Source organism: Altererythrobacter lutimaris, assembly GCF_013371495.1.
GTDB lineage: Bacteria > Pseudomonadota > Alphaproteobacteria > Sphingomonadales > Sphingomonadaceae > Erythrobacter > Erythrobacter lutimaris_A.
On the sequence record NZ_JABWTA010000001.1, the window covers coordinates 850,523 to 867,207 of the forward strand.

At 56.1% G+C, this 16,685-nt stretch carries 11 protein-coding genes and 1 tRNA gene; 7 read left to right on the plus strand and 5 right to left on the minus strand.

Going from position 1 to position 16,685, the window contains the following annotated elements; all coding sequences use genetic code 11:
- The first annotated feature begins 176 nt into the window (after nucleotides 1-176).
- Both HUO12_RS04115 and HUO12_RS04120 read left to right on the plus strand, forming a co-directional pair.
- Nucleotides 177-1,631 carry an FAD-binding oxidoreductase gene (locus tag HUO12_RS04115; RefSeq protein ID WP_176272395.1) on the plus strand — a complete coding sequence of 485 codons (1,455 nt, stop codon included), beginning with the start codon at nucleotides 177-179 and terminating at the stop codon, nucleotides 1,629-1,631.
- A gap of 98 nt (nucleotides 1,632-1,729) precedes the next feature.
- The gene (locus HUO12_RS04120; protein WP_176272396.1) at nucleotides 1,730-2,530 is read left to right on the plus strand and encodes a SapC family protein; all 801 of its coding nucleotides are present in this window, start codon (nucleotides 1,730-1,732) and stop codon (nucleotides 2,528-2,530) included.
- A 209-nt stretch (nucleotides 2,531-2,739) separates the two neighbouring features.
- Here HUO12_RS04120 and HUO12_RS04125 read toward each other — a convergent pair whose 3' ends face one another.
- Nucleotides 2,740-3,696: an N-formylglutamate amidohydrolase gene (locus HUO12_RS04125; RefSeq protein ID WP_176272397.1), complete on the minus strand. Its 957-nt coding sequence runs from the start codon at nucleotides 3,694-3,696 to the stop codon at nucleotides 2,740-2,742.
- Between the two features lie 95 nt (nucleotides 3,697-3,791).
- On the opposite strand from HUO12_RS04125, the gene cpdR reads away from it, so the two are divergent.
- The 5 genes from cpdR (at nucleotide 3,792) to HUO12_RS04150 (ending at nucleotide 9,243) form a co-directional block, all read left to right on the plus strand.
- A complete protein-coding gene (gene cpdR / locus HUO12_RS04130) occupies nucleotides 3,792-4,187 on the plus strand; it encodes a cell cycle two-component system response regulator CpdR (RefSeq protein WP_176272398.1) in 396 nt (131 codons plus the stop codon).
- A gap of 113 nt (nucleotides 4,188-4,300) precedes the next feature.
- A tRNA-Val gene (locus tag HUO12_RS04135) sits at nucleotides 4,301-4,375 on the plus strand.
- 165 nt (nucleotides 4,376-4,540) lie between these two features.
- Nucleotides 4,541-5,761 (plus strand): NADP-dependent isocitrate dehydrogenase, encoded by a 1,221-nt coding sequence (locus tag HUO12_RS04140; protein WP_176272399.1) that lies wholly within the window; start codon nucleotides 4,541-4,543, stop codon nucleotides 5,759-5,761.
- Between the two features lie 5 nt (nucleotides 5,762-5,766).
- A complete protein-coding gene (locus tag HUO12_RS04145) occupies nucleotides 5,767-7,419 on the plus strand; it encodes a GNAT family N-acetyltransferase (protein WP_176272400.1) in 1,653 nt (550 codons plus the stop codon).
- 63 nt (nucleotides 7,420-7,482) lie between these two features.
- Nucleotides 7,483-9,243: a cation:proton antiporter domain-containing protein gene (locus HUO12_RS04150; protein ID WP_176272401.1), complete on the plus strand. Its 1,761-nt coding sequence runs from the start codon at nucleotides 7,483-7,485 to the stop codon at nucleotides 9,241-9,243.
- A 22-nt stretch (nucleotides 9,244-9,265) separates the two neighbouring features.
- On the opposite strand, the gene alaS is transcribed toward HUO12_RS04150, so the two are convergent.
- The 4 genes from alaS to HUO12_RS04170 form a co-directional block, all read right to left on the minus strand.
- Nucleotides 9,266-11,926, minus strand: a complete 2,661-nt coding sequence (gene alaS / locus HUO12_RS04155; RefSeq protein ID WP_176272402.1) for an alanine--tRNA ligase — start codon at nucleotides 11,924-11,926, stop codon at nucleotides 9,266-9,268.
- Between the two features lie 313 nt (nucleotides 11,927-12,239).
- Nucleotides 12,240-13,298 (minus strand): recombinase RecA, encoded by a 1,059-nt coding sequence (recA, locus tag HUO12_RS04160; RefSeq protein ID WP_176272403.1) that lies wholly within the window; start codon nucleotides 13,296-13,298, stop codon nucleotides 12,240-12,242.
- A gap of 166 nt (nucleotides 13,299-13,464) precedes the next feature.
- On the minus strand, nucleotides 13,465-15,093 hold the full coding sequence (locus tag HUO12_RS04165) for a DUF4139 domain-containing protein (protein WP_176272404.1): 1,629 nt from the start codon (nucleotides 15,091-15,093) through the stop codon (nucleotides 13,465-13,467).
- Between the two features lie 15 nt (nucleotides 15,094-15,108).
- A complete protein-coding gene (locus HUO12_RS04170) occupies nucleotides 15,109-16,596 on the minus strand; it encodes a DUF4139 domain-containing protein (protein WP_176272405.1) in 1,488 nt (495 codons plus the stop codon).
- Nucleotides 16,597-16,685: the final 89 nt, after the last annotated feature.

A 16,685-nucleotide genomic window follows, 5' to 3' on the forward strand; every position in this document is an offset into this window, starting at 1 on the left:
TCATGCACTCGTTGCCAAGTTATGCAGCTCTCTTAGCGCGCTGAATTGAATGATGGCTTAATCAAACTGCGGAAAATCGCCTTTCAGGGCGTATTCAAATCACCACCCATCTCATAACTCTCCGTTTTCAACCAGGATATGGAACCAAAGCCGTGCTGATGGCATAGAGCTAAGCCATGACAACAATTCCTCAATTTGTAAGCCAGGCGCGTGAGATCCTGGGCGAACGCGGTTTCATTAGCGATCCGGATTTGCTGGAGCCTTGGCTGACCGATTGGCGCGGCAGGTTTACGGGCAAGGCTCTGGGGCTGGCCTCCCCTGTTCACACCCAAGAGGTCGCTGCGTTTGTAAAGCTGTGCGGTGAACATGGCGTTCCCATAGTTCCACAAGGCGGGAATAGCGGCATGGTTGGCGGTGCTACTCCAGATGAAGGCGGCACATCGGTCTTGCTGTCTCTCAGGCGTATGAACACGGTGCGCGACTTTAACGTGGAAGCGAAGCAGATTGTCGTCGACGCCGGGCTTGTTCTTCAAACCTTGCACGAAATCGTCGAGGAGAAAGGATTGCGTTTTCCCCTGACTCTGGGCGGGAAAGGCTCAGCGACAATAGGCGGCCTCATCGCGACGAATGCCGGCGGCACGCAAGTGCTGCGCCATGGGACAATGCGCGCGCAAGTGCTCGGGATCGAAGCAGTTCTGGCCGACGGGCAGGTTTTCGATGCGCTTACCACGCTCAAAAAAGACAATCGCGGCTTTGACTTGAAACAGCTCTTGATCGGCTCCGAAGGGACATTAGGCGTTGTGACAGGAGCAACCTTGCAGCTCTTGCCTGCGATCGATCAAAGAGTGGTGGCCTGGGTCGGCGTTCCTTCTATTCATGCCGCAAGGGCTTTGCTCGTAAGACTTGAGAACAAGTTCGCAGAAGAGCTCGAGGGCTTTGAAGTCATGCCTACACATTGCCTCGCAAGCGTTTTGCATCACTTGCCGGATGCTCGCAGTCCGCTGGAAGGTGAACACGCCTGGCATGCGCTTATCGAGCTCGTAGTGTCCAATGACGCGGCACAATCCACTCGTGAGCGATTGGAGACGCTACTAGCGGATGAACTCGAGGCCGAGTCCATTGAAGACGCAGTTCTGGCGACCAATGAACGTCAGGCAGAGGACTTCTGGTTGCTGCGCGATTCCGTCGCGCCAGCAGAGAAAGAGATTGCGCCCGCCGTGCAGCACGACATCTCTGTGCCGGTGGCGAAAATGCCGGACTTCATTGAAGCGGCAGGTCCGCAAGTGGAGGACCGCTTCCCGGGAACACGGGCGGTCTCATTCGGCCACCTTGGGGACGGAAACATCCACTTTCATGTCCTCGCTCCTTCAGATGCGGTACGCGGTGAATGGGAGCGCAATGAGGGCAAGATCATCAGCTCGTTCGTCTACGATCTGACAACCCAATGGGGCGGCTCAATCAGCGCAGAGCATGGGATTGGGCAAATGAAAATCGACGAACTGTCGCGCTTGAATGATCCGGTTGCGCTGCATCTCATGCGGAGTGTGAAGAAAGCGCTCGACCCACGAGGGCTACTCAACCCAGGAAAGCTAGTCGCTGTAGACAGCGATGGCTTGCCTAGCGCAGCATGAACGCTTAAAGCGCCTGCGACTTTTGGTCGGGAGGCAGCGCACAAACGCGGCCGCTCACATTTTCAGCCACTCAGGCTCACCTAAATCGGAGAGAATTCATGGCCAGCGCGCCGCAGATGAACTTGCCACTTTTCTACAAAGACTTGCTTCCGCTTAACAGCCGCGACCACAAATCGTGGAAGTGCAAGACCTTTGATAGCGCCGCCTTTATTGCGGAAACCCACGCAGTACCCGTCACGATCGACGAATTCGTCGATGCTCAGCGTAGTTATCCGATCGTCTTCACTGCGGGCGAAAACCCGCTGCCGATCGCGATGATGGGCATGAACGAAGGCGTGAATGTCTTCATTGATGACGAAGGGAAATTCATCGAGCAGGTCTACATTCCTGCCTATGCTCGCCGTTATCCGTTTATCCTCGCTCGCCTGCGCCAAGACAGCGAAGACATGTCACTTTGCTTTGATCCGGCTTCGGAAGTCGTTGGCGATTTCAAAGACGGTCAGGAATTGTTTGATAGCGAAGGCCAACCAAGCGAATACACCAAGGGCGTGCTCGATTTCTGCGAGAAGTTCGAGCAAGCCGGTCAGCGCACCAAGGCTTTCATGGAAGAGCTTGAGAAGCGCGAACTGCTGATGGACGGTGAGATCGCCATTACGCAAAATGATGATAAGGATAAGCCTTTCATTTATCGCGGCTTCCGAATGGTTGACGAGAAGAAGCTCGCGGCACTGCCCGACGACCAGATCCTCGAGCTGCACAAAAATGGCATGCTGGTACTTATCCATGCACACCTCTTCTCGCTCAATCTGATGCGTTCCGTGTTCGGTCGCCAGGTCCAGCAAGGCAAGATGCCGAAGCCGGATGCAGCCACACAAAACGCAAACGCGTCGGCGAACTGAGCTCTTTAAAAGATATTGAGGCTGGCGAAGGGGCTTGAATGCCCCTCGCTGGCTGATTATCTTACAAGTATTCGGGCGCGACTTCCCTCATAGTCTGCCCGGATTATGCGCTCTTTGAGCGCATATCCTCCCTGAACCTTGGCCACCTCGTGCATATTGCACGGGGTGGTTTTTTATGAGTTTCAAAGGCTTAAGGACTAAATCTCAGACTATTCCGCAGCTTGAGCGAAAAATCCGCTACTCCCGAGCTGTGCGACCTCTCGGCCTAGAAGCCGAGCAAACTCAGAAACAAGATGCGCGACGCCTTTTACGCGATCAGTCGGCAAATTGAGGTCCCAATCCAGATAAATCGAACGACACACTTCCAGCTGCAATGCGTGGATCGCCTGCCTCGGCATACCATGTGCATTGAGGACATATCCGCCGGAATAGGGTCTGTTATGCGTAACAACACGGCCCCGCCCTTCGAGGAAGTTCTGTCCTGCGGCCACCAATGCCGAATCGCAAGATGCCCCGAAACGGTCGCCGATAACGAATTCTGCACCCCGCTCAGTGCCCGAATTGGATCGCAACGGAGGCATTGAATGCAAGTCAATCAGCAGTGCTGCGCCCCAACGATCACGAATTCGGGCGAGCTCTTTGCCAAGTGCCTGGTGATACGGGCGATGTATCGCATCAATCCGATGCTCAAGCTCGTCATTTGACAAGGGTGTACGCCAGATTTCCCCGTGGCCAGGCAGTCGGCGCGGAATAAGCCCCAAACCGCTACGCGCTCTACGATTGGCTAGCGAATGGCGCGCAGGACGCTGTCTCGCACCCTTCACCATCGACCAATCGACATCATCGCGAGAGCGATTCAAATCAAGCATAGCGCGCGGCGCATTGGCAACCAGCAGGCTCGCACCGAGATCATGAACAGCTTCGTATGCGATTTCATCCACATAGCGGTCTTCCAAGCGGTTCATCACCAGCTCTGGCGCTCGCATCTGTGCTAACAACTCAGCCGAATACGCTCTTCCGGCGTGCGGCACGGCGATAAGGACAGGGATTTCCTCACCTGTCGGGGGAAACAGGGTAAACGGATCGCTGCACTCAGCCGCGGGCCAACCCCTTGCAGCCTGAAGCTTATCGCTCGAATCGCCTCCAGAATTGTCCTGATTAGCCATGGTCCAGTGCTGCCGCGACTTGTCCTCTGTGTCAAAGTAGGTCGCATTGATATCCGAGGAGGATTTCTTAATCCATTAACGGTATCGAGCCGGACATGGCAGAGAATCAAACGCCCCGGATCCTTCTTGCAGAGGATGAAGAAGCAATGCGCACCTATTTGGAGCGCGCATTGGTTAATGCCGGCTATGAAGTCGTCGCTGTCGACCGAGGCACCGCCGCAGCTCCATTGCTGGAAGCAGAGCACTTCGACTTGCTGCTCTCCGATATTGTCATGCCGGAAATGGACGGGATTGAACTGGCACAGAAATGCGCTGAAGTCAGCCCGCAAACCAAAGTGATGTTTATCACAGGTTTTGCAGCGGTTTCGCTGCGCGCAAGCCGTGAGCAACCGCACGCAAAGGTCTTGTCAAAGCCCTTCCATCTGCGCGATCTCGTATTAGAGGTGGAGCGTGTTTTTGCTGACCAGCACGGTGTTTCGACCGTCGGCTAACGCGCGTTTCAGCTCAACAAAGCCGAATAACCCGCGAATCGCTTGCACCTCACCGATTGCTTGGCTAAAGGCCGCGTCCGCTGTCTGAAACATGGCAGCCAGTTCGATGGATTGGGCGTATAGCTCAGTGGTAGAGCACTGTGTTGACATCGCAGGGGTCGGGAGTTCAACTCTCTCTACGCCCACCATCGAAACTCAACGGAAAGCCCGCCAGACCCGGCGGGTTTTTTCGTTTTTGGCCATGATGGACTGCCTACCACCATACGGTCGCTTGCGCCTGCGCGCACCTCTGCTAAAGCCGCGCCAAGAGTTTACTCATACGGTCGAAAACAGCACAGATTTATAGGGCAGACATGCAAAAAATTCAGGTGAAGAACCCCGTCGTCGAACTCGATGGCGACGAGATGACAAAGATCATTTGGCAGTGGATCCGTGAGCGTTTGATCCTGCCCTATCTCGATATCGATCTGAAGTATTACGACCTGTCGATCGAGAAGCGCGACGAGACCGACGACCAGATCACCATTGATGCAGCCAACGCGATCAAGGAATTTGGTGTTGGCGTAAAGTGCGCGACGATCACGCCTGATGAAGCCCGCGTAGAAGAATTTGGTCTGAAGAAGATGTGGCGCTCGCCAAACGGCACGATCCGCAACATCCTTGGCGGTGTGGTTTTCCGTGAGCCAATCGTCATCGACAATGTCCCTCGCCTGGTCCCAGGCTGGACCGATCCGATCGTTGTTGGCCGTCACGCATTCGGCGACCAGTACCGCGCGACCGACACTCTGATCCCCGGTGCCGGTAAGCTCCGCTTGGTTTTCGAAGGGGCTGATGGCCAGAATATCGACCTGGATGTGTTTGAGTTCCAGAGCTCTGGCGTTGCGATGGCGATGTACAATCTGGACGACTCTATCCGCGATTTCGCACGTGCATCGATGAACTATGGTCTCGACCGCAAATGGCCAGTCTATCTCTCCACCAAAAACACCATCTTGAAAGCCTATGACGGGCGCTTCAAGGACCTGTTCGAAGAGGTGTTCGAAAACGAGTTCAAGGAAAAGTTCGAAGAAGCTGGCATCCACTACGAGCACCGTCTGATCGACGACATGGTCGCAGCGGCCATGAAGTGGAACGGTAAGTTTGTCTGGGCTTGTAAGAACTACGACGGCGACGTTCAGTCGGACACCGTTGCACAGGGCTTCGGCTCGCTAGGTCTTATGACTTCGGTTCTTATGACCCCATCGGGCGACTGTGTCGAAGCAGAGGCCGCTCACGGGACTGTCACTCGTCACTATCGCCAGCACCAGCAAGGCAAGGCAACCTCGACCAACCCGATCGCATCAATCTTCGCTTGGACGCGCGGCCTGATGTATCGCGGTAAATTCGACGATACGCCTGAAGTGGTGCGTTTTGCAGAAACGCTCGAGCGGGTTTGCATCGAGACCGTTGAGAAAGGCCAGATGACGAAGGATTTGGCGTTGCTGATCGGACCTAACCAGAACTGGCTAACGACCGAGCAGTTTTTCGAGGCAATCGTGAATAACCTCGAAACGGAAATGCAGAGCTGGTCCTAACACCAGTGGCAAAACGACCATCCGCGCGAAAGTCTGGCGAGAAGCTTGGCAAGGCGCGGCTGGTTGTCCGTCAAGCGCAAATCAAAGACGTACGCGGCATCGCTGCGCTTGTTGAACGCGCTTATGACGACCTGCCAGCTTACAAGCAAAGCGAAATTCGGGGGCAGATCAACAACTTCCCGCAAGGTTGCTTTGTTGCGCTGCTTGACGAGAAAATCGTGGGCTACTGCGCCTCGATGCAGTTGCCGGAGCCCGTTGTGTTTGCAGAGCATGACTGGGACGAGATTTCCGGCAATGGATACGGTAGCCGCCACGATCCCACGGGCGACTGGCTCTACGGCTATGAGATGTGCGTCGATCCCAAGGTGCGCGGCGTTAGAATCGGGCGCAGACTTTACGAAGAACGGCGCGCGCTAGCTGAAGAGCGCGACCTGACAGGGATTGTTTTCGGTGGCCGGATGCCAGGCTTCACGCGCGCCAAGCGTCGAAAGACCAATCGTGCGGAGACGCCTCAAGAATATCTCGACCTTGTACTGGCGGGCAAAATCCATGACCCGGTCCTGCGTTTCCAGCTTGCAAACGGGTTCGAGCCTGAACGGATATTGGTCAACTACCTGCCCGAGGACAAACGCTCCGGCGGGCATGCTGTCATGATGGTGTGGCGCAACCCTTACGTGGATCGCGATCAGCCGGTGAAAAAACGTCTGCCTCGCGGCGTTGAGTCCGTCCGCGTTGCGACCTGCCAGCTGCAGGCGCGCGCTGTAAAGGACTATGACGAATTCCTCGGCGCAATCGAATATTTCGTCGATGTTGCAAGCGATTATGAAGCGGACTTCATAGTCTTTCCCGAGCTTTTCACGCTCATGCTGCTGAGCTTTGAAGAGAAGGAGCTCTCGCCGCTCGAAGCCATCGAACGCCTCAGCGAATACACACCACGCATCCGCGCCGATATTTCCGAATTCGCGCTGCGCTACAACATCAACGTCATCGCCGGCTCACACCCGACGCGGATGGATGACGGGGACATTCACAACATCGCTTATGTCTGCCTGCGTGACGGTTCTGTGCACGAACAAGAGAAGATCCACCCTACCCCGAACGAACGCTATTGGTGGAACATTAAAGGCGGCGATGCGATCGACGTAATTCAGACAGATTGCGGACCGATCGGCGTGCAGATTTGCTATGATAGCGAGTTTCCCGAATTGAGCCGCAAGCTGGCGGACGAAGGGGCTAGGATCATCTTTGTGCCCTTCTGTACCGATAGCCGACAGGGATATCTGCGCGTCCGCTATTGCGCTCAGGCGCGCGCGATCGAAAACCAGTGCTTCATGGTGCTTTCAGGCAATGTCGGAAACCTTCCGAATGTTGCCAATATGGACATCCAATACGCGCAGAGCTGCATTTTGACGCCGTGCGACTTTCCGTTTGCGCGTGACGGTGTGGCTGCTGAAGCGAGCGAGAATGTCGAAACGCTCACGATTAGCGACATCAATCTGGCTGACTTGAGCTGGGCCCGGGCGGAAGGCACTGTTCGTAACTTGGCCGATCGGCGCTTTGACCTTTACCGAATTGAGTGGGATGATGCGGCAAGCCATACCGGCAAAACCAAGCCTCGCGCAGAGCCACTGGGACGCTCGACTGTCGGAGGCGGGTAGAACCCTCTCACTCAGCCAGACATTATGACTGACACAGCGTGCTGCGCACGCTAGGCACTGTTTGTGGCCGGTGAACTCACTCTTTCTCCCATGATGTCGGACGCGCTGGTGATACTCGGCGCGGCGGGCATCGTTATTCCAGTCTTTACGCGTTTCCGGATCACTCCGATAATCGGTTTCATTCTGATTGGCATCGCTGTTGGCCCATATGGTCTGGGTACGCTGGTCTACGAAGTGCCGTGGCTGGAACACGTCACAATATCGGATCCCGAAGGGCTTGGGCCCTTTGCCGAGTTTGGGATCATATTGCTGTTGTTTGCCATAGGATTGGAGTTGTCTTTCAATCGGTTATGGCAGTTACGCCGCCTGGTCTTCGGTCTTGGCGCGATGGAATTGCTCATCATTGGCTCCTCGCTCGCGATTGTCCTGTCGATGATGGGACAATACTGGACAGGCGCACTGGCCTTGGGGTTTGCGCTCGCCTTCTCTTCAACAGCCATCGTCTTGCCGATTTCAGGGACGTCCACACCTGTGGGTCGGGCGGCGCTTTCCATGCTGCTGTTCGAGGACATCATGATTGTGCCGATCGTTTTCATCCTCGGCGCGATGGGTCCTGCCGCAGCAAGCGAAGGCTGGGAGGGCATGTTCGAGATATTGTGGCAAGGCGGGCTGGTTGTCGCCGCTTTGCTCATCATCGGGCGTTTCGCGCTACCGCGCTTGTTCGCTCAGGCCGCACGCACGAAAAGTCCTGAGCTGTTCTTGTCAGCCTCCCTGCTCGTGGTGATCGGAGCAAGTCTCGCAACCGCTGCGACCGGACTCTCGCCGATTGTTGGCGCTCTGATCGCGGGCTTGCTCATCGCGGAAACCGAGTACCACAGCGAAGTCGAAAGCATCATGGAGCCTTTCAAAGGCCTCGCTCTCGGCATCTTCCTGATTACCGTCGGGATGAGCATTGATCTCACAACGATTTGGCGCAATCTCGGAACTATCTTGTTCGCTGTTGTCGGCGTCTTGGTTTTTAAGGCGCTTGTAACAGGCGTGCTTTTGCGGCTGATGGGAGCCCGTCGCAGCACTGCTGCTGAGACCGGCGTCCTTATGGCGAGCCCTAGCGAGACCACGTTGATAGTTCTGGCTGCGGCAAGTTCAGCCATGCTGATCCAACCCGGCACCGCACAATTCTGGCAGATCGTGACCGCCATCGGCCTAACCATTACCCCGCTTTTGGCGAAGCTTGGTCAGGTGGTCGCGCGCCGCATTGAACCCGTCGCTGAGCTGCCTGAAGAAGATCACAACCAGCCTCGCACTATCATTATCGGTATCGGGCGCGTCGGCAGGCTTATCGGTGACATGATGGAAGCTCACGGCCAACCCTATGTCGCGATCGATTCGGACCCGGACTTGATCGCGTCCGCCAAGCGGGATGGCTATCGGGCGGTCTTTGGTGACGCGGCGAGAGGAGACGCTTTATCACGGCTCAGCATTGAGACAGCGCCAGCCATCGTGCTGACCATGGACGAACCGGTGTTGGCGCAGCGCCTCGTTGCAAAACTTCGCAAGGAGCATCCAGACCTGCTGATCGTGGCACGTGCGCGCGACACAGAGCACGCGGCCTTGCTTTATCGATCAGGTGCGAGCCACGCAGTACCGGAAACTCTGGAAAGCTCACTCCAACTTTCCGAAGCAGTTTTGGTCGATATCGGCGTTGCGATGGGACCTGTCATCGCATCGATCCATGAGAAGCGTGACGAGTTTCGTGTCCAGCTTGAACGCGAGGGCAAGCTTAGTCACCGACCAAAACTGCGCACCAGCACCAGCGAAGCGTAAGGACGCAGTCAAACTTCGTTTGCTAGGCTGAAACTGCTTCCAAAGCCTCTCTGACGGCAGCAATTGCCGCTTCAGCGTCATTGCCATTGGGCCCGCCACCTTGCGCCATGTCCGGCCGACCGCCTCCGCCCTTCCCCCCGAGAGCTTCAACGCCTGCGCGAACCAGCGAAACCGCGTCGAAACGGTCAGTCAAATCGTCTGTGACTGCTACCGCAAAGGCCGCTTTGCCATCATTGACCGCAACCGCGGCCGCAATACCTGAGCCAAGACGCTTTTTGGCATCATCGAGCAGCGGACGGAGGTCTTTCGGGCTGAGGCCATCGAGAACCTGTCCGCTGAATTTCACTCCAGCAATTTCTTCGTCAGCAGTCGCTTCACTGCTTCCACCGCCGCCCATGGCAAGGGCTTTCTTAGCCTCTGCCAGTTCTTTCTCAAGACGCTTACGCTCTGCCATCAGCGCTTCGATCCGCTCCGGCACTTCTTCCGGAGCGGCACGAATAACGCTCGCGGCCGATTTGAGCGCATCTTCACGCTCAACGAGCCATTGTCGTGCCGCTTCGCCCGTCAGAGCCTCAATCCGACGAACGCCAGAACTGACAGCCCCTTCCGAAACAATGCGGAATACGCCGATATCGCCGGTCGCTTTCACATGCGTGCCGCCGCACAGCTCGACGGAGTAGTTTCGTCCTTCCGAACCCTTGCGGCCCATGGAAAGCACGCGAACCTCATCGCCATACTTCTCGCCGAAAAGTGCAAGCGCTCCGGCCTCGACAGCATCGTCAGGGCTCATCAGGCTTGTCCCAACGGGATCATTCGCACGGATTTCGGCATTCACTTCCGCTTCAATCGCGGCGATGTCTTCTGGCTCAAGCGGTTTGGGGTGCGAGAAGTCAAACCGCAGACGGTCATCTGCAACCAGCGAGCCCTTCTGGGTCACATGCTCACCCAAGCGGTTACGTAATGCCGCATGCACAAGATGCGTGGCAGAGTGGTTGGCACGAATGCGATCGCGCCGATCCGCATCGACTTCGAGATGAACAACGTCGCCAGTCGAAAGAGACCCTTCAAGGATTTTTGCCGAGTGAACGTGCAAGCGTCCGAGCGGTTTGCTGGTATCGCTAATTTCTGCGCGCAGACCGCCAGGGGTGCTCAAATAACCGCGATCCCCTGTCTGCCCGCCGCTTTCACCGTAAAACGGTGTCTGGTTCGTGAGGACTAGCACCTCGTCGCCTTCGCTTGCCGATGCGACTTCAGCGCCATCGCGCACTAATGCAACAACCCGGCCTTCGCCGGACGTAGACGTGTAGCCGGTGAACTCGGTCGAGCCATCGCGTTCCGCAATATCGAACCAGACTCCGCTTGATGCCGATTCGCCAGAGCCTTTCCACGCGGCTCTTGCAGCCTCTTTCTGGCGCTCCATTGCAGCGTCAAAGCCGTCCTTATCGACGCCCATCCCGCGGGCGCGGAGAGCGTCTTCCGTGAGATCGTATGGAAAGCCATAGGTGTCATAGAGCTTGAACGCCGTTTCACCGTCGAGCTCGCCCCCTTCCGACATTTCGCCGGTAGCCTCATCGAGCAACCGCAAACCTTTGGACAGCGTCCGGCGGAACTGTGTTTCTTCGCGTTCCAGAACGTCCTCGATCAATGCCTGAGCGCGAGTAAGTTCCGGATAGGCTTGGCCCATCTCAGCGACCAGCGCTGGAACCAGACGGTGCATTAGCGGCTCGCGCGCGCCAAGAAGATGCGCATGCCGCATGGCCCGCCGCATGATGCGGCGCAGAACATAGCCGCGGCCTTCGTTAGAAGGCAGCACGCCGTCGGCAAGCAGGAAACTAGTCGAACGCAAGTGATCCGCGATGACACGATGGCTTGCGGTCTGTTCGCCTTCAGCCTTAGTCGAAGTGAGGCCCTCGGACGCTGCAGTCAGCGCTTTGAATGTGTCTGTGTCGTAATTGTCATGTACGCCCTGCATGACAGCAGCGATGCGCTCCAACCCCATGCCCGTATCGATCGAAGGAGATGGCAAGGCCGTCCGCTGGCCATCCGCATCCTGATCGAATTGCATGAAGACAAGATTCCAGATTTCGACAAAGCGGTCACCGTCTTCATCGGGACTTCCCGGAGGGCCGCCGAATATATGATCGCCATGATCAAAAAAAATTTCAGAACACGGACCGCATGGACCGGTGTCGCCCATGGACCAAAAATTGTCATTGGTCGCGATCCGGATGATGCGCTCTTCAGGCAGTCCGGAAATCTTGCGCCACAAGTCAAATGCCTCGTCATCAGTGTGATAGACGGTTGCAGTAAGCTTATCGGCAGCGATGCCCCATTCCTTTGTCAGGAGAGTCCAAGCATGCTGGATCGCCTGTTCCTTGAAATAATCGCCGAACGAAAAATTGCCGAGCATCTCGAAGAAAGTGTGATGGCGCGCTGTGTAGCCAACATTGTCCAAGTCGTTATGCTTGCCCCCTGCCCGAACGCATTTCTGCGAAGAACTGGCACGCGGCGCTGGCGGTGCTTCGAGCCCGGTAAAGCTGTTCTTGAAGGGAACCATGCCCGCATTGACGAACATCAAGGTCGGATCGTTATACGGCACAAGCGGCGCGCTAGGCACGACCGCATGATCCGTGCTTGCGAAATAGTCCAGGAATGACCGACGAATGTCATTGGTTGAAATCATGCAGCGCAGTTAAGCAATCCGGTCTCATGCGACAAGTCACAGATGTCCAATCTCGCTACTTTGAACCTGCTCTGACGGTGTTTTCTTTGGATCAGTGCAATCGAACCACGCTTTTCCATGAGGTCCAGCCTGAAGCGACGCTCTTTGAGCCATTGCGCGGCCGAACCGTATCGACAGCGCAATCATTCATTATCCCCCACATACGGAAAAGCCGGCGCGGCACCTGGAGGGAGCGCTACGCCGGCTATCCATCAATCCGAAGCTGCTATTTCACGATCCCGCTTGGATCTGCAGCTTCGCTTGAGAAGTGAGATCAGTCCTCCGCGTCAGGGCCTGTCATCATCTCCTCGGCAACCTCGTCGGTGCGGCCGCGAATAGCAGCTTCCAACTTGGCGCAAACTTCCGGGTTTTCCTTCATGTAGGTCTTGGCATTCTCGCGGCCCTGTCCGATCCGGATCGAGTCGTAGGAGAACCAGCTGCCTGACTTCTCGACCAGGCCTGCCTTCACGCCCAGATCGAGGATCTCACCAATTTTGGAGATGCCTTCACCATACATGATGTCGAATTCGACTTGCTTGAAAGGCGGTGCAACCTTGTTCTTCACCACCTTCACACGGGTTGAGTTACCGATAACTTCATCGCGATCTTTGATCTGACCCGTGCGGCGGATGTCCAAGCGAACAGAAGCGTAGAACTTGAGCGCGTTACCGCCCGTTGTCGTCTCGGGATTGCCGTACATCACACCGATCTTCATGCGCAGCTGGTTGATAAAGATCACCATGCACTTTGAGCGGTTGATCGAACCGGTAAGCTTGCGCAGCGACTGCGACATCAAGCGCGCCTGCAGACCGACATGCGCATCACCCATTTCACCCTCAATTTCAGCGCGCGGCACCAAGGCTGCCACTGAGTCGACGACCAGCACATCGATGGCGTTCGAACGAACCAGAGTGTCGGTGATCTCGAGCGCCTGCTCGCCTGTGTCAGGCTGTGAGACGATCAGCTCGTCAATGTCTACGCCGAGCTTCTTTGCATAGACCGGATCAAGCGCATGCTCGGCATCAACGAAAGCAGCCGTGCCGCCTGCCTTCTGCGCCTCTGCGATAACGTGCAAAGCGAGCGTTGTTTTGCCTGAGCTTTCCGGCCCGTAAACTTCGATAACGCGGCCTTTGGGCAGGCCACCAATGCCCAATGCAATGTCGAGGCCGAGCGATCCGGTCGAGATCGCTTCAACATTCATTGCTTCTTTCGAGCCCAGCTTCATTGCCGAGCCTTTGCCAAATGCTCTGTCGATCTGAGCGAGCGCAGCGTCGAGCGCCTTCTGACGGTCCACGGAACCTTCCTTTTCTACCAGCTTGAGACTCGTCGACATCGCATGACCTCCTTCTCTTGCCTAGTGCTGCCGAAGACTTATCGACCGCCCCTTCCAGGCATTGTGTTGGAGATTATGTATCTGATTTGTTCTCAAAGAACAAGAGTAGAACGAAAATTTCCGAGGTTCCATTCAAAGCATTGAATATACTACGTTTTTCTTCTCTCTAGCCTTCAGCAAGGCGCATTTGGAACGAAATTTCGCGCGTTCCATTGCGGGGAATGCTAACTTCGACCACTCGGTTGCCGTCTTTTAACCGTGCTTTGCGCAAGCCCTTTACTTCCCAATCAGCAAAAACGCCCAGATCAAGTCGCACAGAAACCTTGTGAGGATTGGCATTGGAGAGGTTTGCCTTCACGGTGACCCATGGCCGCTCGCCATCTTGCGATGGACTAAACTCGCTCATGCGTCCGCACTGTCCCTGCACCTGCGCGCTCGGCCCGATTTCGATCTCTATATCTTGCCCAACAGCATAATCGCGCAAACGTTCTTCACCGACCAGCAGTTCACCAGATGCGCTCGGCTCAAAGACCGTGATACCGCCCATCGGCATTGCAATACCAAGACCATGCTTCTCGTCGTTCTTCGTTTTCAGAACGATCCCAGCTTCCGCAAAGTCGCCTTCAATGCGCCGCCCCCAAGGGTCGCAGAAAAACTGATAGAGTATCTCGCCTTTCACATCCTGCTTGTTGAGGAATGCGACCTGTTTCAAGCCTTGCGCATTCACACTCACAGGCTCTGGCACACGATAGAGCTTCAGATCGCCAAGCGCTTCCTCACTTGCAACCATCGCCACGTCCGCCATAGATTCCATCGCATTCGACTTTCTACGCGAAGCTGTCACCATGATGCGTTGCTCCCCCAAGGCTGCCATTGGTGCTGGAGCAACGCCATCATACTCATCATAGCGCCCTGGAAGCGGCGAGCCCGCTGCCGTGCTTCCAATCGGATAACATGTCAGGCGCAAAGGCTCCGCACGCGGAGGTTCAGCCAGACCTTGAAAATCGCTTTCCACATTGAGCGTGCCTGCGACCGCCATCAGCTCAGCATCGGCGAAGGTCTGCCCGTTGTCATTGAGCAAAGTGAGCCAAGACAGGAGATTGAAACGCAAATTATCGCTCGTTCCACCTTCAATCAGTGTCGCAACATAATGTGCCTGCCAGTCGAAGCCCCAAGCGAGATAGCTGAGTGTGATGTCGTAAGTCCCGCCATTCTGATCGCGTGTATCGATTGTGAAGACAGGCTGAGCCGAAAGCCCGTCCGGAACAGCAGGAAAAGTCAGCCGCTCAGGCAACCCTGCGCAGCGCACCGCCTCGTAACCTTGAGAGGTCTGAAGCACGAGCCCACCATCTGCGCGCGTGCGCACAATGCCGTTCTCGCTCACTTCTTCGCCCGTACCGGGCGTCGTTCGAGTGACAGTAATCCTGTTACCCAGCATACCGTTCACCAGCGCTGCAGGAGACAACAACTCGGCATTGCGGTTCTTTTCGATCGTACCGCCTGGCAGCCCCGTCACGATGGCAGAGACTGCTACCATACCCTCTGCAACGCCCGTAAAGCGGATCGTAGAGACACCGGCGGGTAGCGTTACCCGGCGCGTTTCGCTGATCATCGCGAAGCCTTGCGGCAAATCGAGGTTCATGGACTGATATTGGTCGCGCGAAGGATCACGATAGACCGTGACGGCTGTGTTGATCGGCGGAGAGGCGTCCACAACTTCGCGCGCATGAACGGTTGCCGTTGCATTCAACAAAGCGGCGGCAAGCATATCGAACAATAAGAGAAAGCGGGTCATCGCCCTTCCCCGCCTTTAATAACGTGTGGCGTATGTTACACGGACAATCCGCTCACCATTGGCGGGCACACTAACTGTATGGCGCCTCGTGTTGGCGTTTACCTGCACGCCTTCCACGTCCTCGCTTGTTACGCGGAAGTCGCGGGTCCACCAGCCACGGTCCAAACCATTTTGCGACAGCACCACTTCAACCGCAGAGCTCTTCGCATTGGTGAAAGTGTAGCGCATTGTAGTGCGGTAATAGGTCGGCCTCTCTTCGCGAGTGTATGTCCGAGTGCGCCCGTCATCCTCGACTACACGGAAGCGAGAAGTAGCTTCCCATTCTCCTTCGCTCATCCGATCGCGTCGTTCGACCTCTGCCTGCACAAGCACATCGAAAGCTTCGCCCGTTGTCAGCGAAAGCGTGCTCCCCATCGGCGTGTGGCCGATCCGGTTTTCGCCGATAAACTGCGGACTGCCGCGCTGGTCGCGTTGATAGAACCTGACTGTGCCGGCAGGCAGAGCATCACCAAGCCCGCCATCACTTGAACTCGTGAATGAAATGTCGCTTGAGACATTCACTGGCGCACCGTCGCTCGTGAGCCAGCCCACATTGCGACTATAGACCTTGCGCGCTGGCACGCCTTGGACATCAAGAAAACTGACCTGCTTAGTCTGAGCGTTGGCAATGGTTGTTCGCTCAGAGATCGGATAGAGATAGTAATCGCCCAAACGCTCACGATCAGCGCTCTGTGTTCCAGGTCGAACCATATTGCGGTTGTTGTTGCGGCGACCTTGCCCGGGATTTCCTGCGACCAATAGGGTATCGGCTCTATGGAAAGTCGTGCCGGTGTTATTGGTCAGCGTCACCCATCCTTGCATGTCGATCGTGTTCGTTGCTTCATCAAAAAGCGCGACATAGTCTGCATTCCAGCGCAGGCCAGTGGTCAGATACCGGATGGAAGCAGGACGAACTCCGCCACGGGTCGCGTCGACATTCACAGACAAAGTCGGCCTAGCGCGCAAGTTCGGTGGCACGCGGTCGAATACGACACGCACAGGCAAGCCATCGTCGCGCAGCACTTCAATCCGGTTGCCGATCTGTACAACAACGCCGCCCGCTGTGGAGAGAACCTTGGCACGCTCGGTCGTCTCGCGGCCTGTCGCGGGATTAGTCCGCACCAGAGTGACGGTCTGGCCGATAGCCTTTTCCATCATCTTGGCAGGAGTGAGCAGGTCGAAATCGAAGTTCTGTTCAATGATTCCGGCCCCGGCAGCGTTGAAGCTGAGCGTTTCTGGACGAATACGGGCGGAGACATCGGGAAATTCGATCTTGCTGCGACCGCGCGGGATGTTGAGCTGCCGCACATCTTGAACAAGAGCCTGATCATTATTGTAGATCGTAACTGCAAGATCGCCTTGAGCGGTCTCTTCGCTCGACGATTGCGCCAGAGCGGGCAATGCCGCCGCTACCAATGCAAAAACTGCAGTATTTCGTGCAAAGCGACGCGTGCGTTGAGCCATGTCCAAACCCCTCCTTCAAATCCCAATCGCGATCATAATGCGACGGAATACCGTGTATCAAGGATGAATGGGATGGGGTTGAAACCTCA

What these genes read in the sequence shown, in the direction of transcription:
- HUO12_RS04115 (WP_176272395.1), top strand. Translation starts at nt 177, where the DNA reads ATGACAACAATTCCTCAATTTGTAAGCCAGGCGCGTGAGATCCTGGGC.
- HUO12_RS04120 (WP_176272396.1), top strand. Translation starts at nt 1,730, where the DNA reads ATGGCCAGCGCGCCGCAGATGAACTTGCCACTTTTCTACAAAGACTTG.
- HUO12_RS04125 (WP_176272397.1), bottom strand. Translation starts at nt 3,696, where the DNA reads ATGGCTAATCAGGACAATTCTGGAGGCGATTCGAGCGATAAGCTTCAG.
- cpdR (WP_176272398.1), top strand. Translation starts at nt 3,792, where the DNA reads ATGGCAGAGAATCAAACGCCCCGGATCCTTCTTGCAGAGGATGAAGAA.
- HUO12_RS04140 (WP_176272399.1), top strand. Translation starts at nt 4,541, where the DNA reads ATGCAAAAAATTCAGGTGAAGAACCCCGTCGTCGAACTCGATGGCGAC.
- alaS (WP_176272402.1), bottom strand. Translation starts at nt 11,926, where the DNA reads ATGATTTCAACCAATGACATTCGTCGGTCATTCCTGGACTATTTCGCA.
- recA (WP_176272403.1), bottom strand. Translation starts at nt 13,298, where the DNA reads ATGTCGACGAGTCTCAAGCTGGTAGAAAAGGAAGGTTCCGTGGACCGT.
- HUO12_RS04165 (WP_176272404.1), bottom strand. Translation starts at nt 15,093, where the DNA reads ATGACCCGCTTTCTCTTATTGTTCGATATGCTTGCCGCCGCTTTGTTG.
- HUO12_RS04170 (WP_176272405.1), bottom strand. Translation starts at nt 16,596, where the DNA reads ATGGCTCAACGCACGCGTCGCTTTGCACGAAATACTGCAGTTTTTGCA.